The sequence below is a fragment of the Corynebacterium matruchotii genome (assembly GCF_011612265.2).
Taxonomy (GTDB): domain Bacteria; phylum Actinomycetota; class Actinomycetes; order Mycobacteriales; family Mycobacteriaceae; genus Corynebacterium; species Corynebacterium matruchotii.
Map to the genome: position 1 here is coordinate 425,096 of NZ_CP050134.2, position 22,522 is coordinate 447,617.

A 22,522-nucleotide genomic window follows, 5' to 3' on the forward strand; every position below is an offset into this window, starting at 1 on the left:
GGACATCTATGGGCGGCGAGGAAAATTAAGACAAAGACACACCAAGGTCAGTGAGCATGTTCTTGCCGCTGGGGGTTAATTTTACGGCACGACTATCCTTCACCCTGGTAATCCATTTATGGCGGAAGAACTGCTTGCAAATACGCACGCCGAGCGCCCCACCCATATGAAATTGGCGTTCAGTGCAGTCAAGACAAGGCTTGAGAGAAAGCCGTTCCGCATGTTCCACTCCCCATGTCCTATAAAACTCAGCCGCCTGCACCGTCAACTGCCAATGAGCGGTGATAAAATCATGGTCAATAAAGCATTCGCAGAGGCGCACCCCAAGCACGCCAGCAAGATGGCTATAGCACGTGCGAGCCTGGACCACCGCACTATTCGCCCGGCTCGCATGAAGGCTTTGCGGCGTTGGTAATGGCGTTGGCGAAAGCGCCCCCAACGCCTCGATGAATTCCGCAGTGCGACTATTAGCTAACTTGACGTAGCGATGCCTTCCCTGCCTAACATCGTGAACGATCCCAGCCTCCACAAGCTTGTCGACGTGCTCCGTTGCGGTTGACCGTGATAAATGCACATAGCGGCCTAGCTCACCAACCGTCCAAGCATTACCATTCATGAGCGCAGCACACATAGCTGCACGAGATTGGTCAGCCAATACCTTGCTAATGATGGAAATATCAGGTGCTGATTCCGAAAAATACCGCTTAGTCATCACATCCCAACCTACCGTGCTCATTGTTCGGCCCACACCGAACAAAACCAGTCCTATAGTCAATCTTGTTCGTTCCAATTCTCCGAATGAAGGAAGGCTATATGTCGCTGCGAGTGGTGGAAACATGATGCGTCAGGAAACCAAACGCCTTGCCACCATAACGGTGCTGCTAGGGTTCTTCGTCATCATGCTTGACACCACCATTGTGAACGTGTCACTTGCACATATAGGCAAAGATCTTCATGGCACTACGGCATCATTACAATGGGTTGTTGACGCCTATACGCTCTCATTTGCCGCATTATTATTGAGCGCCGGTACTGCGTGTGATCGCCTTGGTGCTCAACGAATATACCTGTTCGGACTAATCCTCTTTGCATTATTTTCTATTGCCTGTGCGCTATCACCATCAATGGAAATCCTCATCAGTGCCCGAGCACTCCAAGGGGTTGGCGCCGCAATGGTGGTACCTAGTTCCCTTGCTTTAATCTCTGAAATGTATTCCGACCATAAAGAACGCGCAAAAATAATTGGATTATGGGGAGCAGCCGGTGGCATAGCCGCAGCACTTGGCCCAATCATAGGCGGAGTACTGGTTTCAACGACAGGGTGGCGAGCCGCATTTTGGGTCAATATCCCCATCATTGGCGTGCTTGCCATTCTCACGATATCTTTCATCCCCAGGCGGGTACCCCAAGCCAGCAACAGCTTTGATGTTTTAGGGCAGACAACATCAATTATCAGCCTGTCTCTACTGACATACCTCGTGATTACTTGGGGTGAACGTGGCTGGAATACTACACAACTGCCAGCATTATTGATGGTTCTGCTATGCATGGGGTTATTCCTCATCATTGAATGGAAAAATCCCACCCCGATGCTGCCATTAACGCTCTTCAAGACCCAAGCATTTAGCATCTCATCAATAGTTGGTTTTTGCCTTAACTTCAGCTTCTTTGGTCAACTTTTCGTGCTCTCGCTCTATTTCCAAAAATATTTAGGATGGTCGCCATGGATAGCTGGTTTAGCAATGGTGCCACAAGCAACATCGGCCATCGTTGCATCACCATTAGGAGGCAGGTTCTCTGCCAAATTTAACCCTTACTCCGCAATGTTTGTTGGCCTGAGCGTGGGGGCACTAGGCTTCTCAAGCCTGGTTGTTATCAACGAGAGCACCCCCTATGTTCTGGTTGCACTGCTAACATTTTGTGCCGGTTTCGGAATGGCATTCGCTATGCCGGCTGCAACCTCAGCGGCAATTAATGCCGTTCCGTACGAGTTTGCAGGCATAGCTGGTGGCATTATAAATGCTGCACGTCAAACAGGAAGCGTGTTTGGGGTCGCCATATTAGGCATCATGATCGCCGAAGGGAATTTTCTGGCAGGTTTCCATCATGCGGTTCTCATGGCGGGAGGTGTGTTTGCATTAGCTGCAGTACTTGTGATGCTGGCCAGCAGGCATCCTTCGTGAACATTGAAGCTTATTCAGCGTTCCCAAACATAACTAGTTGTAAGTAAGGAAGACCAAGCTAGATAGCATGTTCTTTCTGATTTTCTACCTTTTCGTGTAGATAAGTTTTCCCAGCGGCTGAATAAGCTTCTAAGTCGTGTGTAGCCGAATATACTGATGGATTACATTTTTCTCGAAGATGAACAAGATTCGTTCTAACTCATGTTTGGTGATTTCCTGTGATGGGATCCAACTTTCTTTTTCTGGATCATAAAACTCAGCTTTTTTACAAATATCACTTAATCTTCCAATTGTATCGATATTTTCTTCCGATATATTTCGGAGCATATTAACCGCTAACATAACTTTCATTATTCTCTTATAGTGAGGAATGATGAGAGGATCTAATCCCAGAGATTCATCTACTTTAGATGCTATAGTTTCATTGGAGCAACTCTTCATTTTAGCATTAACAGATTTTATGTATGAAATAATACCTTGCATATTCTTTTCAACGTACTGCTTTATATTGATAGTTGTTGGTAAGTGTGAAGCGTCCAATGCTGAATCTATCAATGAGTATTTTTGTTTCTCTGTCAAATTATCTTCAAAACATTCTAGAAAAATATTTGGATATACTGATATTATTTTTTCCAGTAAGTGCTTGATATTATCATAGCTATTTATTTTGCCGGAAAGGTAGTTATTTTCCCTTTCTCCATCATTAAGTAAGCGTTTTAGGACTGCGTTGATGAATTCTATTCGGATTGTTTTGTCGCTTTGTGGTTTGAATTCAAAAAAGTGTTTTGCGTCATTTAATATAGAGGAGAGTAGTTTTTCATCATTAGAGAGATATAGCATTAAGTCTACGTTTAAAGCCCCTTTTAGATTGCCGTGTCTGTTTTCAATACGGTTTAACTGATAAGTAATCTCTTTCGCTTCTTGTTCGGTAAGGCGAAGATCGATATCAGGTTGCCTTGTTGCTAGATTTTTTATAATAAAATTAAATACCTTAATGTTGGTAAATTCCTTAGTGAATATGGATGAATATGCATAAAAGTTCCTATCCATATAACCAGAATACATTAATTCAAAAGTGATTTGATCGAGGAAGAATAGTTTATCAATAAAACTTTTGAAGCTATCTACCTTCTCTTGCATATTTTCTGGTAGTGTAGATCCTCCGTAGTCATGCCTATGGTGAAGAAAGCTGGAAATGCTCTCAATATAGTTTATTGATTTGATGCTGGTTATCATTGCTTGATAATTATTTCCTATTTTAACGGTTAATTCATTTGCAACTAATTTGGAAAAAATATTACTGCCAAAATCATCAATTATATTATCGGAAATGATATGCTCATTGCGGTCAATTAATGAAATTGCGGTTCTATTGTGGGGTAGATTGGGATCAAGGGTCTCTTCCCATAATTCAACTTCTGTAAAGTCATCAAATCTTTTTCCCTTAATAGATAAACTGCAAAAAGATGAATCAACCTTGTATTCTTTGTCGATTTCTACCCTTAAGCTATCACTAAGTTTCTTGAATAGCTCCTGGCTCATTATTTTGAATTCCAGCTTCATTGTTAAGAATTTTATATTAATTTTGTCAATGTTGCTTGCCCCTATCTGTATCTTTTCGTAATCAGTAAGGTGAGTATTTTTATATACTATAAATGCGAAGAGGTAATTGGCATGATCTTCTAAAAAATCTGCTGTCTCTTTATTATTACCCCAAGAAGTAAATATCTGTCTAGCAAATGTTTGAAATTCTGAAACAATATTTGCCAATAGACGATAATCGGAAATTTCAGAACCAACGATTTCTAATAGTTTTTGATTTATTGCTATGGGAAATGCACTATTATCTATCAGCTGTTGTAGATACTTATAAGCATTGCGTGATGTGCTGAAGGGGACAATTGGCACAATAACATCAAAAAACTTTGTCCGATTTTCAATTTCAAGTTGATGGAAATATATTACATTGTTGTCTTCGTTTTTCCCTTTAGTTCTATGCTCAAATATGCTATCTCGTGTGGTATAGAGAAACTTAACAGGGGGATTCTTCTGTTCTGTAAAACGTTCTTGTCCAAGTGAAATGTTGATGAGCTCATTCAATTCATGTAGGGCATCAAAGATGTAGGGGTTGTCAAACCTATCCAGGTCCTCGAAGATGACAAGATTGGTCCCAGATACCTCAAAGTAATAGATGATCTCATTGAGATATTTGTCAAAGTAGTTGGAGTCATTCTTGTCTAACTCAAGTTTTGTTGGCCCAAGTTCTAGCCCTTTAATCGTGGGTTTATCAACCCATATCCAATCAATGTAGAACGTTAGTCCCCACGAGATAGCCTGAACCATAGCAGGTTGCCAATAGCCCCATAAACTTCCTCCCTGAGACCAATGCCAATGCCAGTCTGGTTTAGCTAAAAGCCAAAATATAAAAGTTAAAATTGCAGCTAATATGAAGCATACGGTTGCTTTCTGGGCTGTTGTGACATGCGTAATCCTACGATATTGAGAACCACGCATCTTCCGTGGATTGCTTCGATATAGGAGCTGTTTCACTATTTCCCGCTGGATCTTGTCTGTACTGTCATCCCTGGAATCAGAATCGTCTGCTATTTGAATCGTAGGGAGTGAAATAGTGATTGGTCGAATCTTTTTGAGCTCTTTCGAAGAGTGGATTCTCTCAATCAAACCTTGAATAACGCTACTCTTACCGGTCCCATAGCCACCGGTCAGGGCTATATTTCTGACTTTGGGATTGCGAACTGCTTGTTCTAACTTCTCCACATAGAGACCATGATGTTTTTCATCATAATGTGGGCTAAGCACTATCAATTCCGATGGAGTATCAGAACTCTGTTCCTCCTGAGCCGGTGAATCCGCCACATCATCCGATTTTTTATCAATACTCTTGCCATCTTGGTCTGGCTGTTTGGAAGCCTCAGAATCAGATGCCTCCTGCTGGGAATCTGGATCGGTTGAAGCATCAGAACTCTGTTCCCCTTGAGCCGGTGGGTCCGCCGCTTTATTAATACTCTGGCCACGCTGATCTGGCTGCTTAGAAGCCTCGGAATCGGATGTTTCCTGCTGGGAATCTGGATCGGTGCTCATGTGCCTAACAAACAGTTCTCTATGTTCTTGTGGTTAACATCAATAATTCTAGACGCTCGCCATCACAACTTTGGTGGAAACCAATACCCTTTTATAACCACCTGTGTACCTGCTGGCAATAGCGTCGATAGGCGTCGCCAAACTCCTCAGCCATGCGCAGCTCCTCGATCGGAATAATCAGCCCATTCATCACAACGAACCCCAACAACGGGCACCCCAGTGCCAACCAGGAACCACTCGCCAACGCGCAACCACATAACGCCACCACATAGGCCACATACAGCGGATTCCGCGACCACGAAAACGGGCCAGTCACCAGCAACCGCGATGGCGCATCAATCGGATTCGTCGATGTCCGCGCCTGCCGCAGCGCACTCATAGTTGCTGCAATTAGTACCAATGCCACACCAATCATGGCAACACCAACCCACCGCAACACGGTCGGAAACACGACCGCGCCGGGCCACAGCCAAGCCGTCGCAAACGCCAACCCGCCCAGGCCAAACAAGCATGCATCGGGAACATGATTGAAAAACGTTGGCAGCCAGGACAACTCCCTCTGCATACACACCATCGCTACCACGCCCTCCGGTAGTCGGAACGCGGGCTTCCCGGCGCTATCGTTAGCACGCAATTGGCCTGCGGTTCCCGTGTGGTCCGGGCTCGTTGCTGCGGGGTTGGGTCCATAGTCCCATTATGCCTCCCAACTTGTGGCGAAATTATTGCATGCAAACTACCGGTGGGGGAGCAGTGATGAACGCCGCCGGGAGCCATGGAATTCCTCGGTATCCGTGGCCTGAGCCGTCCTTGCAATGAGGTCATTCGGGAACCCGCTAGGTAGGGCGTTGGTAGGACAATAAATACCGGTAGTACACGCCCCGCCGAATCCGGGCGCCGGGCAGAATCTTTGCGGCAGCCGCCCGGATCTCCGCCAGACTCTCCCGAGGCTGGGCCACCCGCACCCCAATGTCCCGCGCCTCCCGGTGCAGGGCCGACCCTATCGAAGCCACCGGAACCGACAGGGCCGATATCACCCAGTCCGCCACCGATTTCCGGGCCGATAGCCCCACCACCAGAAACTGGCCGCCGGGCCGCAGCAGCTGGCGGACCCGGTACAGGGTTGGTTCCAGCTCCATGTGGTGCAGGGACGCCACCATGGTAATCAGGTCGAAAGACTGGTCGGTGGACAGGTCGTCGAAAAGCTGCGTGAGCAACGTGGCCTGCGGCAGTCGTCTGCGCGCCCGGGCAATGCTTGACGGGTCGGGGTCGATACCAACCAGGGTGGTGCAGTACGGCGATAACCGTTCTAGCAGCAGGCCCTCGCCGCAGCCCACGTCGAGCGCGGCAAGCCCAGAGCGGCCGGCGATCTGCCGCAATATCCAGGGGTGATACGCCGAATTATGATTCCAATATTCCGCGCCATCAACCCCACTAGACATGAATGGACCCCTCCACAATGGTCCTCGTGGCGCCCCCAACCCACACCGTGTCGGTGGCGTCATCAATATTGATGTGCACCAGCCCATTGCGGCCCACATTGCCGCCCTGCCGCACCATGTAACTGCCCTTCGCCTTCCCGGTGCGGGCAAACCACTGCGCCACCGAAGCATTCAGACTACCGGTCACCGGGTCCTCCGCAACCCCCACCCTGGGTGCGAACGCCCGAATCTCCCAACCATCAAAAGACCTACCAATAACGCCAACCATCAGCGGGCGGGAATGCAGGAAATTGGGCCGTATCGACCGCACCACATCCGCCGACTCCACCTGAAGCACCGCCCAACCGGGACCATTATCCACCCACTGGTGATCCAACACCCGGGAAATCCCCAACGCTGTCATGTGCTCCGACAGGTCCTTGGATTGTAGCGGGCCGGAACGCAGCGTGGGCGGTGCGGCAAAATGCCACGACCCATCCAATTTTCGCAACTGCACCAACCCCGCGCCGCACTCCTGCACCAATTCTGTCCGGTCCGAATCGCCCACCCATGCATGCGCCGACCCTAGCGTGGGGTGCCCGGCGAACGATAACTCCGCATTGGGCGTGAAAATCCGCAGCCGATAGTCGGCCCCCGGCTGGGTTGGGGCGAGTAGAAACGTGGTTTCGCTCAGGTTCGTCCACCGAGCAATACGCTGCATTGCCGCATCGGTTAACCCGTCGGCATCGTGAATCACCGCGACCGGGTTGCCAGCAATGGGGGTTGCGCCGAAAACATCGACTTGCGAAAAATTCCTCATGATGTCAATTGTGACACAACTAGTGCTATTGCTGTCCCTATTGGTCCGTGAATATGCTCATAAATACCTGAAATGACCAGTGGTTTTGTCAATGCGTACCGCTTCAAGTATAGTTTTCGACAGCTGCGAAGCACACTGTTGTGACGCACTAGCTCCCATCGTCTAGGGGCCTAGGACACCGCCCTTTCACGGCGGCGACACGGGTTCGAATCCCGTTGGGAGTACAAAACCTCTATGTGTGGAATTTAAAGGCTTGATGGTTTCCATGGTGGTGATCCTTTTCGGCTGGAATCCGCATATAGAGTGTTTTAACTCAATATGGCCCTGTGGCGCAGTTGGTTAGCGCGCCGCCCTGTCACGGCGGAGGTCGCGGGTTCAAGTCCCGTCAGGGTCGCACATATGGCGAGAAGAATACACAATCTTCTCGTCATTTTCGCATTGCCGGGTAGGCGAGTGCGCTATTTCCCGTGCGGGACCCGGTTGCGGTGGGGGAGTGTGGGCGCAAACCAGGCCGCAAACCACGGCGTGAGCCATCATTCTATCCGGCATGTTACCAGCGGATTTGCCTATGTTTCGCCCCGCTGTGTATTGTTATCAATCGTGCACACGCATGCATCACGGCCCTGTGGCGCAGTTGGTTAGCGCGCCGCCCTGTCACGGCGGAGGTCGCGGGTTCAAGTCCCGTCAGGGTCGCTGGCTGGTTTTCCAGCCAAGTGGCGCGGTAGCTCAGTCGGTAGAGCGTCCGCCTGAAAAGTGGAAGGTCACCAGTTCGATCCTGGTCCGTGCCACAACGAAACCCCAACAGTAATGTTGGGGTTTTTCGCTTGTCGACGCCCCACCGGTGGGAGGTTTCCCGCTTTGGGCGTCGTAAAGCTAAAAATTATGCGTTATTCGACGCCCCAGATCGAGCCCGTTCGGATTGCGTGGGGCGCTCGGCCGGTGTCGCCTTCTCGGAGGACTTCGGCGTGGGGTTCTTCTTGGGCTGCGCCGACACCTCAACCGGCAGATTCAACATGGCGGTGAGGCTATCAACAGCCTGTTGACATACCTCTTCCTTCGACGGCTTCGACATGGACCTCGAATAAACATAACTGTTGAGCGTCACCGACAGCCTGCCGCGATTCGTCACCACACCGGCACTGCACTCGCTATCCCGACTGGCTTCCGTAAACTGGTCGAAAACATACACATTCTCCGGCTTTGTCACCTTGAGACTGCTCAAATCCTTACCGTGCTTTATCACATCATCGTATTTGGAATTGTCGGTAGTAATCGACAACATGCTATAACTGTCATCCTTTTCCGGGCTCTTCAATATGCAGTTGACAGCATAATTACTCGATTCCTTATCCGGGAGATGCTGTAACTCCCACCCCAGGCTTTGCCACTGCTCCTTCGTGATCTCCTCACAGGGGCTAAAAAGCATATTGCCCTGCTCTTCGGGGGCGAACGACCCCGCCCCGAGCGCCTTAGCGAACGTGTCACCCTTCTGAACATTCTGACCATTCCGGCCATTCTGCTCCGTGGGTAAACTCCCGGGGCCAGCCTGGGGTTGCCCCTGAGGCGCACCCGTGCCCGAGCCGCCGAACAGCGATGATGACGTCATTGTGGGAACGGCACACCCGCTAAGCAGTAGTACGCCTACAGTGACGAGGATGGAACGGAATGTACGCATGAATTCATCTCCCATTCGAATGGTAGGTTGTTTGCTTACAGCCTAAGTGTCGGGTTACCCACGAATCGAATTATTACCCCATGGTTACGCCAAACACGCAGGTAGTTGTTTTATTTATGGGGGCACCCCGTGGGTTTATTGGAACAATTTTGCTTATGGATAATGGTTGGTGGGTCGGTTATTTATGAAGCACGTTTTCCAACCCCTCCGCTTTAAGATCGCTGATCGCCATGAGCTGGTCCGCGGCCCGCTGGCAGGCCTGCTCCTTCGTGGGCTTCGCCGCTTTCTCTCCCAACCGCAAGGTCAGATTGAGCCGACCCCGGTTCGTCACCACACCAGCGGTGCATTCGTCCTCCGCAAGATCGGAATTCTTGTCGTAGAAATAGACATAATCCGGCTTATTTGCCTTGATATTCACAATATTTTTACCAATGTCCGGGGTGAGGAAATCAAGGTAATCCACGGCAATTTTCACAGCCTCGCCCGCATGCTCTCCCTCATCGGTGCTCGCCAGGAAACATTCGTATGCGTCCCCCTGGTCAGGACCAAGCTTGAGAGTCGGCTGCTCACCGCTCTTCACCTTGAGCTTTAACGATTCCCACTGCTTCTTCGTGATTTCCTTGCACGGGTTGAACGTTTTGTGAACCGCCTCATCATCGTCGAACTTGCCCACCCCAAGCTTTTGCCGGAACGTTTCGCCTGCCGACGCCGAATCGGCGGGCTTTGTGGGTTTCGCGCCAGATACGCTTGGCGACGCCGCCGAGGTCGTCGGCGCTGGGGATGCTTGGACGGCCTGGGACGTGGGAGGCGCCGATGCTGCTGTGGGCGGTAACACTGGTAGGTTAAAAATCCCCTCCAAAACATCCACCGCTTTCTGGCAGGTTTTCTCCGCAGAAGGCGGAGCCACCTTGTTGGAAAACTCGCCATACGACACCGCGACCCGGCCCTGATTCGTCACGGTGCCTGCCGAACAAATATCCCGGTAAGGCTTGTTTGAAGAATACAAGTACACGTAGCTTGGCTTGTTGATCTTCACATTATTCAGGCGCTCACCTTTCTCCAGCTCCTCGCTGAGCGGATTAAAATTCCCCGTAATGATCGTGGACTGGGCCGGTTCCGTCTGCTCCGGGATCACCTTGAGCGAACATATTGTGGACGATTCGGTGGTGCCGTCGTCTACCCGATTCACCTGCAACCCCAACGATTTCCACTGCTCCTCAGTCACCTCACGGCACGGGTTAAATGCGGGTTGGCTGTGCTGCTCGGGGCTAAATTTCCCAATCTCCAGTGCCTCACCAACCGTGCGGCTAGCAAAGGAATCCTGCTTCCCCGCATCGGTGGTTTTGGCATCGGTGCCGGAATCGCCGCTGTCTGAACCCTGCGATTGCGCCGTACCGGACGGTTGCGGATCACCGGAAGCCGATTGCGGCAGCACCGACGTTGGCAAAGCGCAGCTGCTGAGCAGCACAATGCTGGCGGTGGCAAGAATAATACGGGCATGCCTCAACATCATGATTACGCTCCGCTCGTACTCGGGGCGGACTCGGGCGTGGATTCCGGCGCCTTCGGGGCTTCGGAAGTCTCGGGAGCATTCGAACCCGCCGGTGCATCACTGGGTGACTGCGCCTTCGGGGCGGATTCCGGTGCGGCCTTTTCCGTCGACGGTTTGGCAGTCTTCTCCGCCGGGGGCTCATACTTGAGAGCCAAAATGGCCTGCATCTTATCCACCACCCGCTGGCATGCCTCTTCCTTCGAGATCGACTCCGTGGCTATCTTATTTCCATAGTTGAGGGTGAACCGGCCGCGGGAAGTAACCACGCCCACCGAACACTGCTTTTCCTTAGCGTTCGGTGAATCTATGAGATAAAAATTCTCGGGTTTATTGACTTTAATATGATCCAACGGGGTCATGTGCTTCATTTGCCCCTCCAAGGGATTAAACGTGGATTCCGCCACCAGCATTTCCTGGAACTCCTTGTCGCTGTCCCCGGTGCGGTAAAAACATGAATAGTAAGGGGGAACATCCTTAGCGACATTAAGTTTGGGGTCATCAAATGGCACAAGTCCGAGGCTCTTCCACTGCTCCGCGGTGATCTCCTCGCACGCATTAAAGATTCCCAAACTACCCCGAAGCTTGTCCTGCGGCTTATACTCGCCAACACCAAGTACCTTCGCAAACGTGGGCACCTGCGAGTCTTCCGGCTTCTCCGAACCAGTGGGATCTGTCGGCTGCGACGGTTGCGATGTTTGCGGTGGTTGTGGTGATTGGGCGGGATCCGTTGGGTGCGCCGGGGTGGCAGGGGTTTCTGGCTTTTCCGGGTTCGCGGGGGACTGCTGCGGCGCCGGGGCATGAGAGGAAAAACCTGGTGCCGGCTGGAATTTCAGCTCCGGCCCCGCCGCCACCGCGTGGGCTGCTGGCTTTACCGGGGTTGTTGGGGCTTCAGACCCCGGTGCGGGTGTGGGTTCCGGTGCCGGATTTGCTGCCAGAGCAGCGGTTATGGGCATGTCTAAGATTGTTTGCAATGAATCAACCGCGGTCTGGCACACCTTTTCCTTGCCGGTGGTGGAGGAATCCATGAATGGGCTTTGATAATCAAATGTGATCCGGCCCCGCTTAGTCATGACCCCCGCACTGCACTTTTGAACCTTATCTGAATTAGTGGTGGAAGATTCGGCGTCGTGAATATAGTATCCTATCGGCCGTTTCACATTGAGCTTATTTAAATCCTCCCGGGCCTCCCGCACCCCCTCAAGCTGGGTCACCTCATCATAGCTTTTATAATTCACCGAAAGATGCCCCGAACCCAGCTGTTTCCCGGGTATTCCTTTGAGGAAGCAGTAAAACGATGAACCGGCAATGTCTTTTAACTTATTGACATTCATATTTTCCAGATCATCTTGATTACTTGAGGCGGAATCTACTTTCCACCCAATCTCCCGTAATTGCGGTAGGCCTATGTCGCCGCCGCACGGCCGGAAAAGACCATACGCTGTCGAATCGGGAGCATACATGCCAGCATTGAGCATTTCCCCAATAGTCACATCTTTTGGTGGATGAGCCTCCGACTCCTGCTGTGCGGTGGTGCTTTCCGCCGGAGCTGCCGGATCGGCGGGGGGATTATCATCAGAGTTGTTGGTGAGGGAACACGCAGTGAGCGTCGCAACCCCACAGGCGATAATTATTGTGCGAATAGGTCGCATAAAACATCAAACTCCCAGTTCGTTTGCGATAAATCGTTAGCTATAGACTAAAGTCCGCCACCTATCCAAATGTTCCTCAGACGTGTTCCGCTACCCCCACGCATGTATCAAATATGCAGGTGATGATCGTATGTGTGGGGGTAATGGGTGACTTATTCCATGTGTAGTGGATTCTCCAAAGCCTCGGCCTTTAGATTGCTGATCTCCAACAACCGATCCACGGCCCGTTGGCAAGCCTGTTCTTTCGTCGGCTTGGACCCCGCCGAGCCCTGCAAGTTTGCAGTCACTGCCATCCGACCGCGATTCGTCTCTGCGCCAGCTGAGCATATGTTTTCCGCGGTATTACTTTTTTCCTCAAACAGGTAAATATAATCAGGCTTATTTACCTTGACGTTCACCACCAGCTTGTCGAAGCTCATTTGTAATGCGTAGGTCGTATAGTCAGCACTGACCCGGAATTGTTCGGTAGGCTCTTCACCCCCAGGATTATTCCGCACCTGACAAGTCTTCCGTGATTGGTCTTCTGGCAAGCCATTTATTGGAGATGATTTTATTTCCTTTTCGACCTTGAGGTCGAGGCTCAGCCACTGTTCCCGCGTGATTTCGGTGCATGCGTTGAAAGTTTTGCGGGGCAGATCGGTGATCCGAAACTTCCCCACGCCCAGTTTCTCCCCAAGGGTCTGGCCTGTTGGGACATTATTGCTTGTCGACGCCGGAGGCTCCGGAGCTGTCGATGTCGCCGGCGGTGGCGTTGGCTGCGGGGTTGCAGGCTCTGCTGAGGGATCCGTTGGTGTGGTGGGTGGGGCCGATGCTACCTGAGCCTGAGCCGGGAGCTGAAACATTTTCTGCATAATATCTAGTGCTTGTTGGCATATCGGCTCGATGGATGAGGTTTTGTCGTCCCTATATTCGTAAACTTGCACGGCAACCCGTCCCTGATTCGTTACGGTTGCTGCCGTGCACTTATTTTTTTCATCTTTAGGCTCAGTATAAAAGTACACATAATCCGGCCTCTTCACATTGACATCATCCTGGCGCTTAGCATCTTTTAGTGCTTCCTTGATGCCACGAGAATCCGCCGTAATGGAGATGCCTTTGACGTCATTCCCGGTTCCCTTTACCTGGCATAGCGTTGGAGTCATGAATACCGGTGAATCTGTCTGAGGATCGTACGGTTTTGCCTCCAGCCCCAATGATGCCCACTGCTCTTTTGTGAAGTCCCGACACGGATTAAAATACTCCTGGCCATTTTGCTCTGGAAGATACTTCCCGATCTCTAATACTTCACCAATGGTGTGGTTAGCAATGCTTTTAGCACCGGCAGACTGGGTATTCTCGGCTGCGGGGGCAGAGGATTGGGAAGCCTCGGCTTGCTCCGCCACTGACGACGTCGGCAGCGAGGTGGGGAGGACGCAGCCACTAAGCGCTAAGATACTGGTGGCACTGGCTGCGGCCAGAAAAACTCGCGGAAATTTGAACAACATAATCATGCTCCATTACGAGGTAGGTTTTGGCGTTACTACTGGTGGCTCATACTTCAACCCAAACATAGCTTGCAGCCGATCGACGGCCCGCTGGCAGGCCTGTTCCTTGGTGATGCGCGGTTGCGGATCACCATCACCCTGCACGTAGGTTGCCGTGACTCGGCCCAAGGAGGTAACAACATTAACGCTGCATCGCCACTCCCGGGGTTTGGTGGAATCTGTAAGGGTATAGGTGTCCGGCTTATTTACGACGACCTTATCGAGGGGGATTCGTTCTTTTAACTGTTCATCAAGGGTTTTATACGTTACTTCTATGAGAAGCCCTTCCAGCGGTTTATCGTCGTGGTCCCAGAGAATACAGCGGGGAAAATATTCATCAGTAACAGTGCTGTCGGGCTTCGCTACCTGCCAGCCTAAACTCCGCCACTGTTCGGCAGAAATCTGCGTGCATGCGTTAAAGATCGGGGGAACCTGATCCTGCGGCCGATAGTCACCGACACCAAGCACCTGTGTGAATGTTGGCGATGGTGGTGCCGGTGCCGGTGCTGGTGGAGAGGCTGGGGCGGGACTCGGTTGCGGTGGGGGAGCGGCAGCTGGTGCTGCAGCTTCCGGACTTGGTGCCGGTGCGGGGGCAAACACTGGTGTGTCCAGGATTCGCTGCAACGAATCCACCGCGGTCTGGCACACCTTTGTCTTCCCCGTGCGGCTCTGGTCGATAAACGGACTTGTGTATCGGAATGCGATGCGACCCCGCTTCGTTAGCACCCCCGCCATACAGGTGCCTGGAAGAGCTGAATTCTCGGCTGCGTAAACATAAAAACCCTTGGGCTTTTTCACCTCCAGGGTGCTGAAATCCTCCCGATCACCCCGAGCATTATCAGTGCCAGTTTCCTTGTCGTACCCCTCAAAATTTACGCTGAAGGATGCGAAACCCAGATTCTTCCCAGGAATCGCCTTGATATTGCACAATGAACCATACCTCGAAGGCTTGTCGTCATGCGAAACTCTCTCCCGATCTTCAACATTCCACCCGAGCTCCTGCCATTGCTCCGCGCTGATTTCTGCGCATGGTCGGAATGTGCCAAACGCATTTGACTCCGGGTGGTACAACCCGGCGTTCAGGAATTCCCCAACTGTGACATCCTTCTGCGGGTGCTGTTCCTCTGCTACCTCCTGCGGCACAGCGGACTTTGAAGTAGTAACCGGGTCTGGAAGTGGGGTGGGAGTAGGGCTATGAAGTGGCGGAACAACTATGGCGCAGGCCGTGAGAGGCAACAAAGCGCACAAGGCAACTGTCGCACGAAATAATCGCATGATTATTAAACTCTTACTCTATTTGTGGTGAATTATTAACTATAGACTAAGGCCTCACAGTTGCGTTTATGTTCCGCATCAATCATTCGCTACCCCCATATGGGCGAAATATTCCCACCACATTGGGGTAGTTTGGGGATGAGACCTCTCAATTCATAAGGAGCTGATTCGTGAACTGGGTCGAACACGCAATATGGTGGCACGTCTATCCCCTCGGATTCGTCGGCGCGCCCATCCGAGAACCAGAACAAGGCATCCACCACCGGTTACCGCGACTAACAAACTGGTTAGACTACGCCGTTGAACTAGGCACATCAGGACTGCTTCTGAATCCCATTTTTGCCTCCGACAGCCACGGCTACGACATCAACAACTATTTTGAAATCGACCCCCGCCTCGGCGACCAAGCCGACCTCGACGTATTTCTCGCCGAATGCAAAAACCGGGGTCTCCGCGTGCTTTTCGACGGAGTGTTCAGCCATGCCAGCAAACACTTCGATCACCCCGAACTCTTCGACCTACAACCAGACGGCACCCCCAACGTTTTCGAAGGACACGAAAACCTCCTCCGGCTGAACCACAGCAACCCCGCAACCGTCGACTTTGTAGTCAAAGTCATGACCCATTGGCTCGGTCGCGGCATCGATGGCTGGCGACTCGACGCCGCCTACTCCATCGCTACCGACTTCTGGGCACAGGTCATCCCCCGGGTCAAAGAGCAATACCCCGACGCCTGGATCATGGGCGAAGTCATCCACGGCGACTACAACGGATTCGTCGAACAATCGAAAGTAGATTCGATCACTGAATACGAACTATGGAAGTCCATCTGGTCTAGTATCAGCAACAAAAACTTCTTTGAACTCGACTGGACCCTACAACGACACAACGACTTCCTCCACCACTTCACCCCCACCACCTTCATCGGCAACCACGACGTCACCCGCATCGCTAGCTACGTCGGAACCGACGGCGCCGCCCTAGCACTCGCCATCCTCATGACCGTCGGCGGCATCCCCACCATCTACTACGGTGACGAACTCGGCTACCTCGGGGTCAAAGAAGAACGCCCCGGCGGTGACGACGCAGTCCGGCCCGAATTCCCCGAACACCCAGGCGAACGCAACCACATGTACCGAACCCACCAAGACCTCATCGGACTCCGGCGCCGCAACCCCTGGCTCGTCCACGCCACCACCGAAACCCTCACCCTGGAAAACCCCCACATCGCCTACCGCAGCAGCGCTGACGGTCACCACATCGACGTGAACATCAACCTCGACGCCACCCCACCCCAAGCACACATCACAGACGAAACCGGCGCCACCCTATGGTCGTCGACAAGCTAAAGGAGCAATAATGACGAAAGTTACCCACGACACCACCGCGGAACGCTACCTCATCACCGTCGACGGCCGCGACGCCGGATACGCCGACTACATCCAAGGCGACGGCGTACGCGACTTCCACCACACCGTCATCGACCCCGAATTCCGCGGCCAAGGACTCTCAAAACCACTCATCCAGGCCGCACTCGACGACACCCGCGCCGCCGGCGACAAAGTACGCCCACTATGCAGCGCAGTCGCCGGATTCATCGAGAAACACCCCGAATACCGGGACCTCGTTCAACCCTAAATGTAATAATCCGGGTCCACCAGCTTGATCCGCTCCTCAGGCTGGCGGGGCCGAGTCTTCGCCGGAATCCCAATCGCAATATGATGCGCCGGCACATCCTTAGTCACCACCGCATTCGCCCCGATCGCCGAACCAGTACCCACGGTAATCGGGCCCAACACCTTAGCACCCGCACCAATTGTGACATTATCCTCAATGGTCGGGTGTCGCTTCGTTTGAGTGAGCACCTGACCACCCAACGTCACCCCGTGATACAACATCACACCATCACCAATCTCGGTGGTCTCCCCAATGACAATCCCCATGCCATGGTCAATAAAAAACCGACGACCAATCTTCGCACCCGGGTGAATCTCAATACCAGTCAAAAACCGCATGAACTGCGACAACACTCGGGCTAGACCCCGGAACTCCCGCACCCATAACCAGTGAGCCACCCGATGCGCCCAAATGGCATGCAAACCGGAATAAACAATCGCGTTCTCTACATCCCCCCGGGCGGCCGGGTCATGATCCCGGGCATTGGCTAAATCTTCTTTAATGCTTGAAATAATCTTGAACATGCTCTTTCACGAATGATTGGTTGTAGGACAATTTCTGGAGTTACCAACACACAACAACAGTGCGCGCCGGGATATTCCTGTCGGGAGACACCGACGCGAAACCTACCGCATAGCCGGCATAGAAAAACTCCCCTCGCTGGCAATGTTGGCGAGAGGAGCTAGGTACGTTGCGTGACGCGATATTAGCTGCGAATATCTTCGTACAGCACGGTGGAAACGTAGCGCTCACCAAAATCCGGGATGACGGTCACAATGGTCTTACCCTCGTTTTCGGGGCGAGCCGCCAACTCCAGGGCGGCCTTCACATTGGCGCCCGCGGAGATACCACCAAGAATGCCCTCGGATGCGCTCAAGGCCCGTGACGTGGCGATAGCGTCCTCGTTAGAGACGGTCAATACTTCTTCATAGATCTTCTGGTTTAAGACCTCAGGGATGAAGTTAGCACCCAATCCTTGGATCTTGTGCGGGCCAGCCTTGCCGGTGGTCAGCAATGGGGATGCCTCGGGTTCGACTGCGTACACCTTGATGTCAGGATTATGCTTCTTCAGAGCTTCGCCGGCGCCGGTTACGGTGCCACCGGTACCGATGCCAGCCACGAAAACATCCACATTGCCGTCAGTGTCGGCCCAAATCTCCTCGCCGGTGGTCTTGCGGTGAATCTCCGGGTTGGCGGCATTGGCGAACTGGCGGGCCAGGATGGCGTTACCGCGCTCGGCAACGATCTCGTTTGCCTTGTCCACAGCACCCTGCATGCCAGCGGAACCCGGGGTGAGCACGATCTCTGCACCGTAGGCGCGCAGCAGCACGCGGCGTTCCAGCGACATGGTTTCTGGCATGGTCAACACCACGTTATAGCCGCGGGCGGCGCCCACCAGGGCCAGGGCGATACCGGTGTTGCCGGAGGTGGCCTCCACGATGGTGCCACCCGGTTTGAGCTCGCCGGCAGCCTCGGCGGCATCCACAATTGCCTTACCGATGCGGTCCTTCACCGAGTTTGCCGGGTTGAAAAACTCCAGCTTGACCAGCACATTGCCGGGTAAATCCTTATCCAACCGGTTCAGGCGGACCAGGGGGGTGCCGCCGATGGTTTCGAGGATGTCGTTGTAAATCTTGGCCATGTAAAACTGCTCCTTGCCATGGAAAATGATTACATAAGAGTAAAGACTGCGGACAAGTATAACAGAAAACTAGACTGCTATGTCTAGTCAAGTGCAGACCAACTTGTCTATATTAGTAATAAGCAGTGGGTTAAAGACTGTTTGACCATTTTGTCAAATAGCATAAGCGCTTCCCCTGTCGCTTGACGCTTGTGCCTACTTGCTTTACGACGGAAAAACATCACATTTGATGGGGGCGACGATAAGGGGGAGAATTCTTTGGAATTTTGGTGTTTCGGTCCGGCCAGGGATAGGTTGGGCGATTAGTGTGAGTAGTACTTGTCATAATGCGGTGCGGATCGTGGCTTGGTGAATTATTCCGATTGGATTATAAATCCTGGTTTAATGATGTAAATTGCTGATTTGCTGGTCGTTGACCTCAAGTAATGGTCTAATGTAGATCGATTCAGAAGCATGGTTGTGGCAACCACTCATCGGCAATTTCTATGCCGAGAGCCCAGTTTTTTAGTGACTTTTAGCACTTTTTTGGCGAGTTTTTCGCGTGCAGATTTTTGGTTTTTGGGTACCGATTGTTGGATTTTGTGGCAAATTGTCCGGCTCTCACTAACCGCAAAAAGTGCTGTTTTTTCCCGTAGAAAGCATCATTATTGAGGGCAAAAATACGTCAGACTACCCGCAAATGAGTGCCCCTGTTAGGGGTGAAGTCTCTGCTAGAACCATATTTTGTGACCCTAATCATTCGTAGGGGGTTGGGGTAATTCTCGTTGTGTCATTTTGATTTTTATTCATGAGAATTTATGTGAAAATTGGGGCTATTTTGTCCAAAAGTTACCCCCACCGGGTGTATCAAGTGGACATCATGGGAGAAAAACGGGCATTTCGATTCACTTTCGCTACCCCCTATCTCATGGTTATAATTTCCAAAGTTGCACACCAACGCTTACCGCACCGCGCGGGGGTGTACGGCTGGTGGCAGAAAACTTGTTTCTCTTTGTTGAAGCAAACTGTTAACTGGCTCTGAGGGTGGACACGTGTCTCCATATATTTAGATTTTTAACCAAACTTATATGGAAATGTAACCAACTTTAGGGTGAGTGCGATTTGAAGTAACAAGGAACCATGCGCTACACACAGGAGGAAAATGGTGGAGATTCAGCGTATGAAAGATGACGAAGATGCCGTGCGCTCAGCATTGTCGTCGCTTAAAACAGCAACGGGTATTCCAGTAACGATGTATGCAACGGTTTTGGCGGATAATCGGTTGCAGATCAATCAATGGGTGGGGTTACGAACCCCGGCACTGCAAAACCTTGTCATTGAGCCAGGCATTGGCGTGGGCGGCAGGGTGTTGACCACTCGGCGACCGGTTGGTGTCTCGGACTACACCCGTGCCAATGTGATCTCCCATGAGCTGGATACCTACATCCAGGACGAAGGGCTGCATTCCATTGTTGCCGTTCCCGTCATTGTTACTAGGGAAATCCGTGGGGTACTTTATGTCGGTGTTCACTCTCCTGTTCGACTGGGCGATAAGGTCATCGAAGAAGTCACCATGACCGCCCGCAGCCTGGAACAGGATCTGGCAGTCAATGCTGCCGCTCGTCGTGCCGAAGGGGTTCGTGGTGGTGCTGCCCCCAAGCAAGGCCGCATGATGAATGGTGCGGAATGGGAACAGATTCGTTCCACCCACTCCAAGCTTCGCATGCTTGCCAATCGGATTGAACAAGATGATATCCGCGCGGAACTAGAAGATTTGTGCGACCAAATGGTGGCTCCGGTTCGAGTCAAACAAACCACCAAACTATCCGCCCGGGAACTCGACGTGCTCTCATGCGTGGCCCTTGGTCATACCAACGTCGAGGCCGCGGAGGAAATGGGAATTGGCGCCGAAACCGTGAAAAGCTATTTGCGTTCCGTCATGCGTAAGTTGGGCGCGCACACCCGTTACGAAGCAGTGAATGCCGCTCGCCGGATTGGAGCATTGCCATAAGAGCTATATCCATATCTAGGTAACCTACTGTCGAAAAAGGTGGGGCTGGCGTACTTGCCGGTCCCACCTTTACGTGCGCTTATATGATTGGTGTTACTCCATTAACGCTCGCCGCCGGGAATCCATTTCACATCGTTTGCGTCATTGGTCACCCGGCACAAGATAAACAACAAATCGGACAACCGGTTGAGGTATTTTGCCGGTAGAACCGATGTGGTGTCGGGGTGGGATTCCACCGCCGACCATGCGGCCCGTTCCGCCCGCCGAGCCGTAATCCGGGCAATATGCAACAGCGACGCCGTGGGGGTGCCGCCTGGCAGAATGAACGAATCGAGTTTGGGTAGCGACTCGTTATAGGCGTCGCAATCCTGTTCGAGACGGTCAATGTATTCCTGCGTGATTCGCAGCGGCTTATACCCCAAATCCTTATCAGTGACGGGGGTGGCTAGGTCGGCTCCGGCGTCGAAAAGCTCATTTTGGACGCGCCGCAGCGTTGCTGCAACCTTGTCCGACGGGGAACCCAGGGAAAGCGCCACGCCGATATGAGCGTTGACCTCCTCACAATCGGCGTAGGCAACAAGGCGAGGATCGGTTTTTGGTACCCGGGAAAAATCGGACAAACCAGTGGTGCCGTCGTCGCCGGTGCGGGTATAGATTTTGGTGAGATGAACAGCCATAACACCAAAATACGCGAATACTTCGATATGCTGGGCTGTTGTGAAGGATCGATTTTTGGTGACAGGCGGCGCACGCCTGGAAGGCTCAGTAAAAGTAAGCGGCGCAAAGAATAGCGTGCTGAAACTCATGGCGGCGGCGCTGCTGGCAGAGGGCACAACCACACTTACAAACTGCCCGGAAATCCTTGACGTACCGCTCATGGCGGAAGTCCTCAGAGGCCTGGGCTGTGAGGTCTCTGTTGACCACGAAACTGTCCGCATCACTACCCCCGCCACTGTGAGCTCCGATGCCGATTTCGACGCCGTGCGACAATTCCGTGCCTCGGTGTGCGTGCTTGGGCCGCTCACATCCCGAACCGGTCGGGCCGTGGTGGCGCTGCCCGGTGGCGACGCCATTGGCAGCCGTCCGCTAGACATGCACCAATCCGGTTTGGAAAAGCTGGGCGCCACCACCTACATTCGCCACGGTGCTGTGGTAGCCGAAGCTACCAAGCTTGTGGGGGCCGAAATCGAACTGGATTTCCCCTCCGTGGGGGCCACCGAAAACATCCTGACCGCCGCGGTGTTGGCCGAGGGGCGCACGGTGCTGGAGAACGCTGCCCGGGAGCCGGAAATCGTCGACCTCTGCGTCATGCTGCGGCAAATGGGGGCGCAGCTGACCGGTGAAGGCTCACCCACCATCGTGATCGACGGGGTGGACAAGTTGTATCCCACGCAGCATGAGGTCATCGGCGACCGAATCGTTGCCGGCACCTGGGCCTATGCGGCGGCCATGACCAGGGGCGATATCACAGTGAGCGGGATCGCGCCCCGACACCTGCATCTTCCACTGGAGATGTTGAAGTTTGCCGGTGCCCAGATTTCCTCCTACGAAAACGGTTTTCGGGTGAACATGCCGCACCGGCCCAAGGCCGTTGACTACCAGACGCTTCCGTTCCCCGGCTTTCCCACGGATTTGCAGCCCATGGCCATCGGCATTTCGGCCATCGCGGAAGGCACCTCTGTTATCACCGAAAACATTTTCGAGGCCCGGTTTAGGTTTGTTGACGAAATGATGCGGTTGGGTGCGGACGCCACGGTTGACGGGCACCATGTGGTGCTGCGCGGCGTGGAACAATTATCGTCCACTCCGGTGTGGAGTTCGGACATTCGAGCGGGCGCCGGCCTGGTGTTGGCCGGGCTGTGCGCCGATGGCGAGACCGAGGTGCATGACGTGTATCACATTGACCGGGGGTATCCGAATTTTGTGGAGAACCTCCAACAATTGGGGGCCAAAATTGAACGGGTCTCCGGGCCTGCGGACCCAGCCCCCAGATAGTCTTAGGCTTAGCCGGCGTCG

At 52.6% G+C, this 22,522-nt stretch carries 18 protein-coding genes and 4 tRNA genes; 9 read left to right on the plus strand and 13 right to left on the minus strand.

What is annotated here, in order from left to right; translation table 11 throughout:
- Positions 1 to 25: 25 nt before the first annotated feature.
- A complete protein-coding gene (locus HBA49_RS01900) occupies positions 26 to 712 on the minus strand; it encodes an ArsR/SmtB family transcription factor (protein WP_040431752.1) in 687 nt (228 codons plus the stop codon).
- A 124-nt stretch (positions 713 to 836) separates the two neighbouring features.
- On the opposite strand from HBA49_RS01900, the gene HBA49_RS01905 reads away from it, so the two are divergent.
- On the plus strand, positions 837 to 2,183 hold the full coding sequence (locus HBA49_RS01905) for an MFS transporter (protein WP_112767177.1): 1,347 nt from the start codon (positions 837 to 839) through the stop codon (positions 2,181 to 2,183).
- Between the two features lie 129 nt (positions 2,184 to 2,312).
- On the opposite strand, the gene HBA49_RS01910 is transcribed toward HBA49_RS01905, so the two are convergent.
- The 4 genes from HBA49_RS01910 to HBA49_RS01925 all read right to left on the minus strand — a co-directional run bounded on the left by HBA49_RS01910 (position 2,313) and on the right by HBA49_RS01925 (position 7,523).
- On the minus strand, positions 2,313 to 5,285 hold the full coding sequence (locus HBA49_RS01910) for a YobI family P-loop NTPase (RefSeq protein ID WP_005524890.1): 2,973 nt from the start codon (positions 5,283 to 5,285) through the stop codon (positions 2,313 to 2,315).
- A gap of 91 nt (positions 5,286 to 5,376) precedes the next feature.
- Entirely contained in the window at positions 5,377 to 5,850 is a 474-nt protein-coding gene (locus HBA49_RS01915; RefSeq protein WP_040431754.1) for a methyltransferase family protein, read from the minus strand.
- Between the two features lie 268 nt (positions 5,851 to 6,118).
- Positions 6,119 to 6,724: a class I SAM-dependent methyltransferase gene (locus HBA49_RS01920; protein WP_005525227.1), complete on the minus strand. Its 606-nt coding sequence runs from the start codon at positions 6,722 to 6,724 to the stop codon at positions 6,119 to 6,121.
- Positions 6,717 to 7,523, minus strand: coding sequence for a PhzF family phenazine biosynthesis protein (locus tag HBA49_RS01925; protein ID WP_005524994.1), 807 nt, complete (start codon positions 7,521 to 7,523; stop codon positions 6,717 to 6,719). The genes HBA49_RS01920 and HBA49_RS01925 overlap by 8 nt, the downstream gene beginning before the upstream one ends.
- Positions 7,524 to 7,674: 151 nt before the next feature.
- On the opposite strand from HBA49_RS01925, the gene HBA49_RS01930 reads away from it, so the two are divergent.
- The 4 genes from HBA49_RS01930 (at position 7,675) to HBA49_RS01945 (ending at position 8,311) form a co-directional block, all read left to right on the plus strand.
- Positions 7,675 to 7,747, plus strand: a tRNA-Glu gene (locus HBA49_RS01930).
- 96 nt (positions 7,748 to 7,843) lie between these two features.
- Positions 7,844 to 7,917: transfer RNA gene (locus tag HBA49_RS01935), tRNA-Asp, on the plus strand.
- A 225-nt stretch (positions 7,918 to 8,142) separates the two neighbouring features.
- Positions 8,143 to 8,216: transfer RNA gene (locus HBA49_RS01940), tRNA-Asp, on the plus strand.
- 22 nt (positions 8,217 to 8,238) lie between these two features.
- Positions 8,239 to 8,311: transfer RNA gene (locus HBA49_RS01945), tRNA-Phe, on the plus strand.
- Positions 8,312 to 8,403: 92 nt separating this feature from the next.
- Here HBA49_RS01945 and HBA49_RS01950 read toward each other — a convergent pair.
- The 5 genes from HBA49_RS01950 to HBA49_RS01970 form a co-directional block, all read right to left on the minus strand.
- Positions 8,404 to 9,198 carry a DUF3558 family protein gene (locus HBA49_RS01950; RefSeq protein ID WP_225866141.1) on the minus strand — a complete coding sequence of 265 codons (795 nt, stop codon included), beginning with the start codon at positions 9,196 to 9,198 and terminating at the stop codon, positions 8,404 to 8,406.
- A gap of 178 nt (positions 9,199 to 9,376) precedes the next feature.
- On the minus strand, positions 9,377 to 10,711 hold the full coding sequence (locus tag HBA49_RS01955) for a DUF3558 family protein (RefSeq protein WP_005524987.1): 1,335 nt from the start codon (positions 10,709 to 10,711) through the stop codon (positions 9,377 to 9,379).
- A gap of 2 nt (positions 10,712 to 10,713) precedes the next feature.
- Positions 10,714 to 12,399: a hypothetical protein gene (locus HBA49_RS01960; RefSeq protein WP_005522375.1), complete on the minus strand. Its 1,686-nt coding sequence runs from the start codon at positions 12,397 to 12,399 to the stop codon at positions 10,714 to 10,716.
- A gap of 152 nt (positions 12,400 to 12,551) precedes the next feature.
- Positions 12,552 to 13,883, minus strand: coding sequence for a DUF3558 family protein (locus HBA49_RS01965; RefSeq protein WP_005525221.1), 1,332 nt, complete (start codon positions 13,881 to 13,883; stop codon positions 12,552 to 12,554).
- A 12-nt stretch (positions 13,884 to 13,895) separates the two neighbouring features.
- A complete protein-coding gene (locus HBA49_RS01970; RefSeq protein WP_081455679.1) occupies positions 13,896 to 15,197 on the minus strand; it encodes a DUF3558 family protein in 1,302 nt (433 codons plus the stop codon).
- A 170-nt stretch (positions 15,198 to 15,367) separates the two neighbouring features.
- Between HBA49_RS01970 and HBA49_RS01975 the strand changes: the two genes are divergently transcribed.
- On the plus strand, positions 15,368 to 16,546 hold the full coding sequence (locus tag HBA49_RS01975) for an alpha-amylase family protein (protein WP_005524943.1): 1,179 nt from the start codon (positions 15,368 to 15,370) through the stop codon (positions 16,544 to 16,546).
- Between the two features lie 10 nt (positions 16,547 to 16,556).
- Positions 16,557 to 16,835, plus strand: coding sequence for a GNAT family N-acetyltransferase (locus HBA49_RS01980; RefSeq protein ID WP_005525465.1), 279 nt, complete (start codon positions 16,557 to 16,559; stop codon positions 16,833 to 16,835).
- On the opposite strand, the gene epsC is transcribed toward HBA49_RS01980, so the two are convergent.
- Together epsC and cysK are read right to left on the minus strand one after the other, a co-directional pair.
- A complete protein-coding gene (epsC, locus tag HBA49_RS01985) occupies positions 16,832 to 17,398 on the minus strand; it encodes a serine O-acetyltransferase EpsC (RefSeq protein ID WP_005525457.1) in 567 nt (188 codons plus the stop codon). The genes HBA49_RS01980 and epsC overlap by 4 nt on opposite strands.
- 182 nt (positions 17,399 to 17,580) lie before the next feature.
- Positions 17,581 to 18,516 (minus strand): cysteine synthase A, encoded by a 936-nt coding sequence (gene cysK / locus HBA49_RS01990; protein ID WP_005524941.1) that lies wholly within the window; start codon positions 18,514 to 18,516, stop codon positions 17,581 to 17,583.
- A gap of 1,141 nt (positions 18,517 to 19,657) precedes the next feature.
- Between cysK and ramA the strand changes: the two genes are divergently transcribed.
- On the plus strand, positions 19,658 to 20,506 hold the full coding sequence (ramA, locus tag HBA49_RS01995) for an acetate metabolism transcriptional regulator RamA (protein ID WP_005522386.1): 849 nt from the start codon (positions 19,658 to 19,660) through the stop codon (positions 20,504 to 20,506).
- 101 nt (positions 20,507 to 20,607) lie between these two features.
- Here the strand turns inward: ramA and HBA49_RS02000 are convergent, their stop codons facing one another.
- A complete protein-coding gene (locus HBA49_RS02000; RefSeq protein ID WP_005525415.1) occupies positions 20,608 to 21,183 on the minus strand; it encodes a cob(I)yrinic acid a,c-diamide adenosyltransferase in 576 nt (191 codons plus the stop codon).
- Between the two features lie 40 nt (positions 21,184 to 21,223).
- Between HBA49_RS02000 and murA the strand changes: the two genes are divergently transcribed.
- On the plus strand, positions 21,224 to 22,501 hold the full coding sequence (murA, locus tag HBA49_RS02005) for a UDP-N-acetylglucosamine 1-carboxyvinyltransferase (RefSeq protein WP_005524886.1): 1,278 nt from the start codon (positions 21,224 to 21,226) through the stop codon (positions 22,499 to 22,501).
- The last annotated feature ends 21 nt before the right edge of the window (positions 22,502 to 22,522 follow it).

Coding starts and splice junctions, on each gene's coding strand:
- HBA49_RS02000 (WP_005525415.1), bottom strand. CDS start 21,183: ATGGCTGTTCATCTCACCAAAATCTATACCCGCACCGGCGACGACGGC.
- HBA49_RS01955 (WP_005524987.1), bottom strand. CDS start 10,711: ATGATGTTGAGGCATGCCCGTATTATTCTTGCCACCGCCAGCATTGTG.
- cysK (WP_005524941.1), bottom strand. CDS start 18,516: ATGGCCAAGATTTACAACGACATCCTCGAAACCATCGGCGGCACCCCC.
- HBA49_RS01980 (WP_005525465.1), top strand. CDS start 16,557: ATGACGAAAGTTACCCACGACACCACCGCGGAACGCTACCTCATCACC.
- HBA49_RS01915 (WP_040431754.1), bottom strand. CDS start 5,850: ATGCAGAGGGAGTTGTCCTGGCTGCCAACGTTTTTCAATCATGTTCCC.
- HBA49_RS01960 (WP_005522375.1), bottom strand. CDS start 12,399: ATGCGACCTATTCGCACAATAATTATCGCCTGTGGGGTTGCGACGCTC.
- HBA49_RS01965 (WP_005525221.1), bottom strand. CDS start 13,883: ATGTTGTTCAAATTTCCGCGAGTTTTTCTGGCCGCAGCCAGTGCCACC.
- HBA49_RS01970 (WP_081455679.1), bottom strand. CDS start 15,197: ATGCGATTATTTCGTGCGACAGTTGCCTTGTGCGCTTTGTTGCCTCTC.
- epsC (WP_005525457.1), bottom strand. CDS start 17,398: ATGTTCAAGATTATTTCAAGCATTAAAGAAGATTTAGCCAATGCCCGG.
- HBA49_RS01950 (WP_225866141.1), bottom strand. CDS start 9,198: ATGCGTACATTCCGTTCCATCCTCGTCACTGTAGGCGTACTACTGCTT.
- HBA49_RS01925 (WP_005524994.1), bottom strand. CDS start 7,523: ATGAGGAATTTTTCGCAAGTCGATGTTTTCGGCGCAACCCCCATTGCT.
- HBA49_RS01910 (WP_005524890.1), bottom strand. CDS start 5,285: ATGAGCACCGATCCAGATTCCCAGCAGGAAACATCCGATTCCGAGGCT.
- HBA49_RS01920 (WP_005525227.1), bottom strand. CDS start 6,724: ATGTCTAGTGGGGTTGATGGCGCGGAATATTGGAATCATAATTCGGCG.
- HBA49_RS01900 (WP_040431752.1), bottom strand. CDS start 712: ATGACTAAGCGGTATTTTTCGGAATCAGCACCTGATATTTCCATCATT.
- ramA (WP_005522386.1), top strand. CDS start 19,658: ATGGTGGAGATTCAGCGTATGAAAGATGACGAAGATGCCGTGCGCTCA.
- HBA49_RS01905 (WP_112767177.1), top strand. CDS start 837: ATGATGCGTCAGGAAACCAAACGCCTTGCCACCATAACGGTGCTGCTA.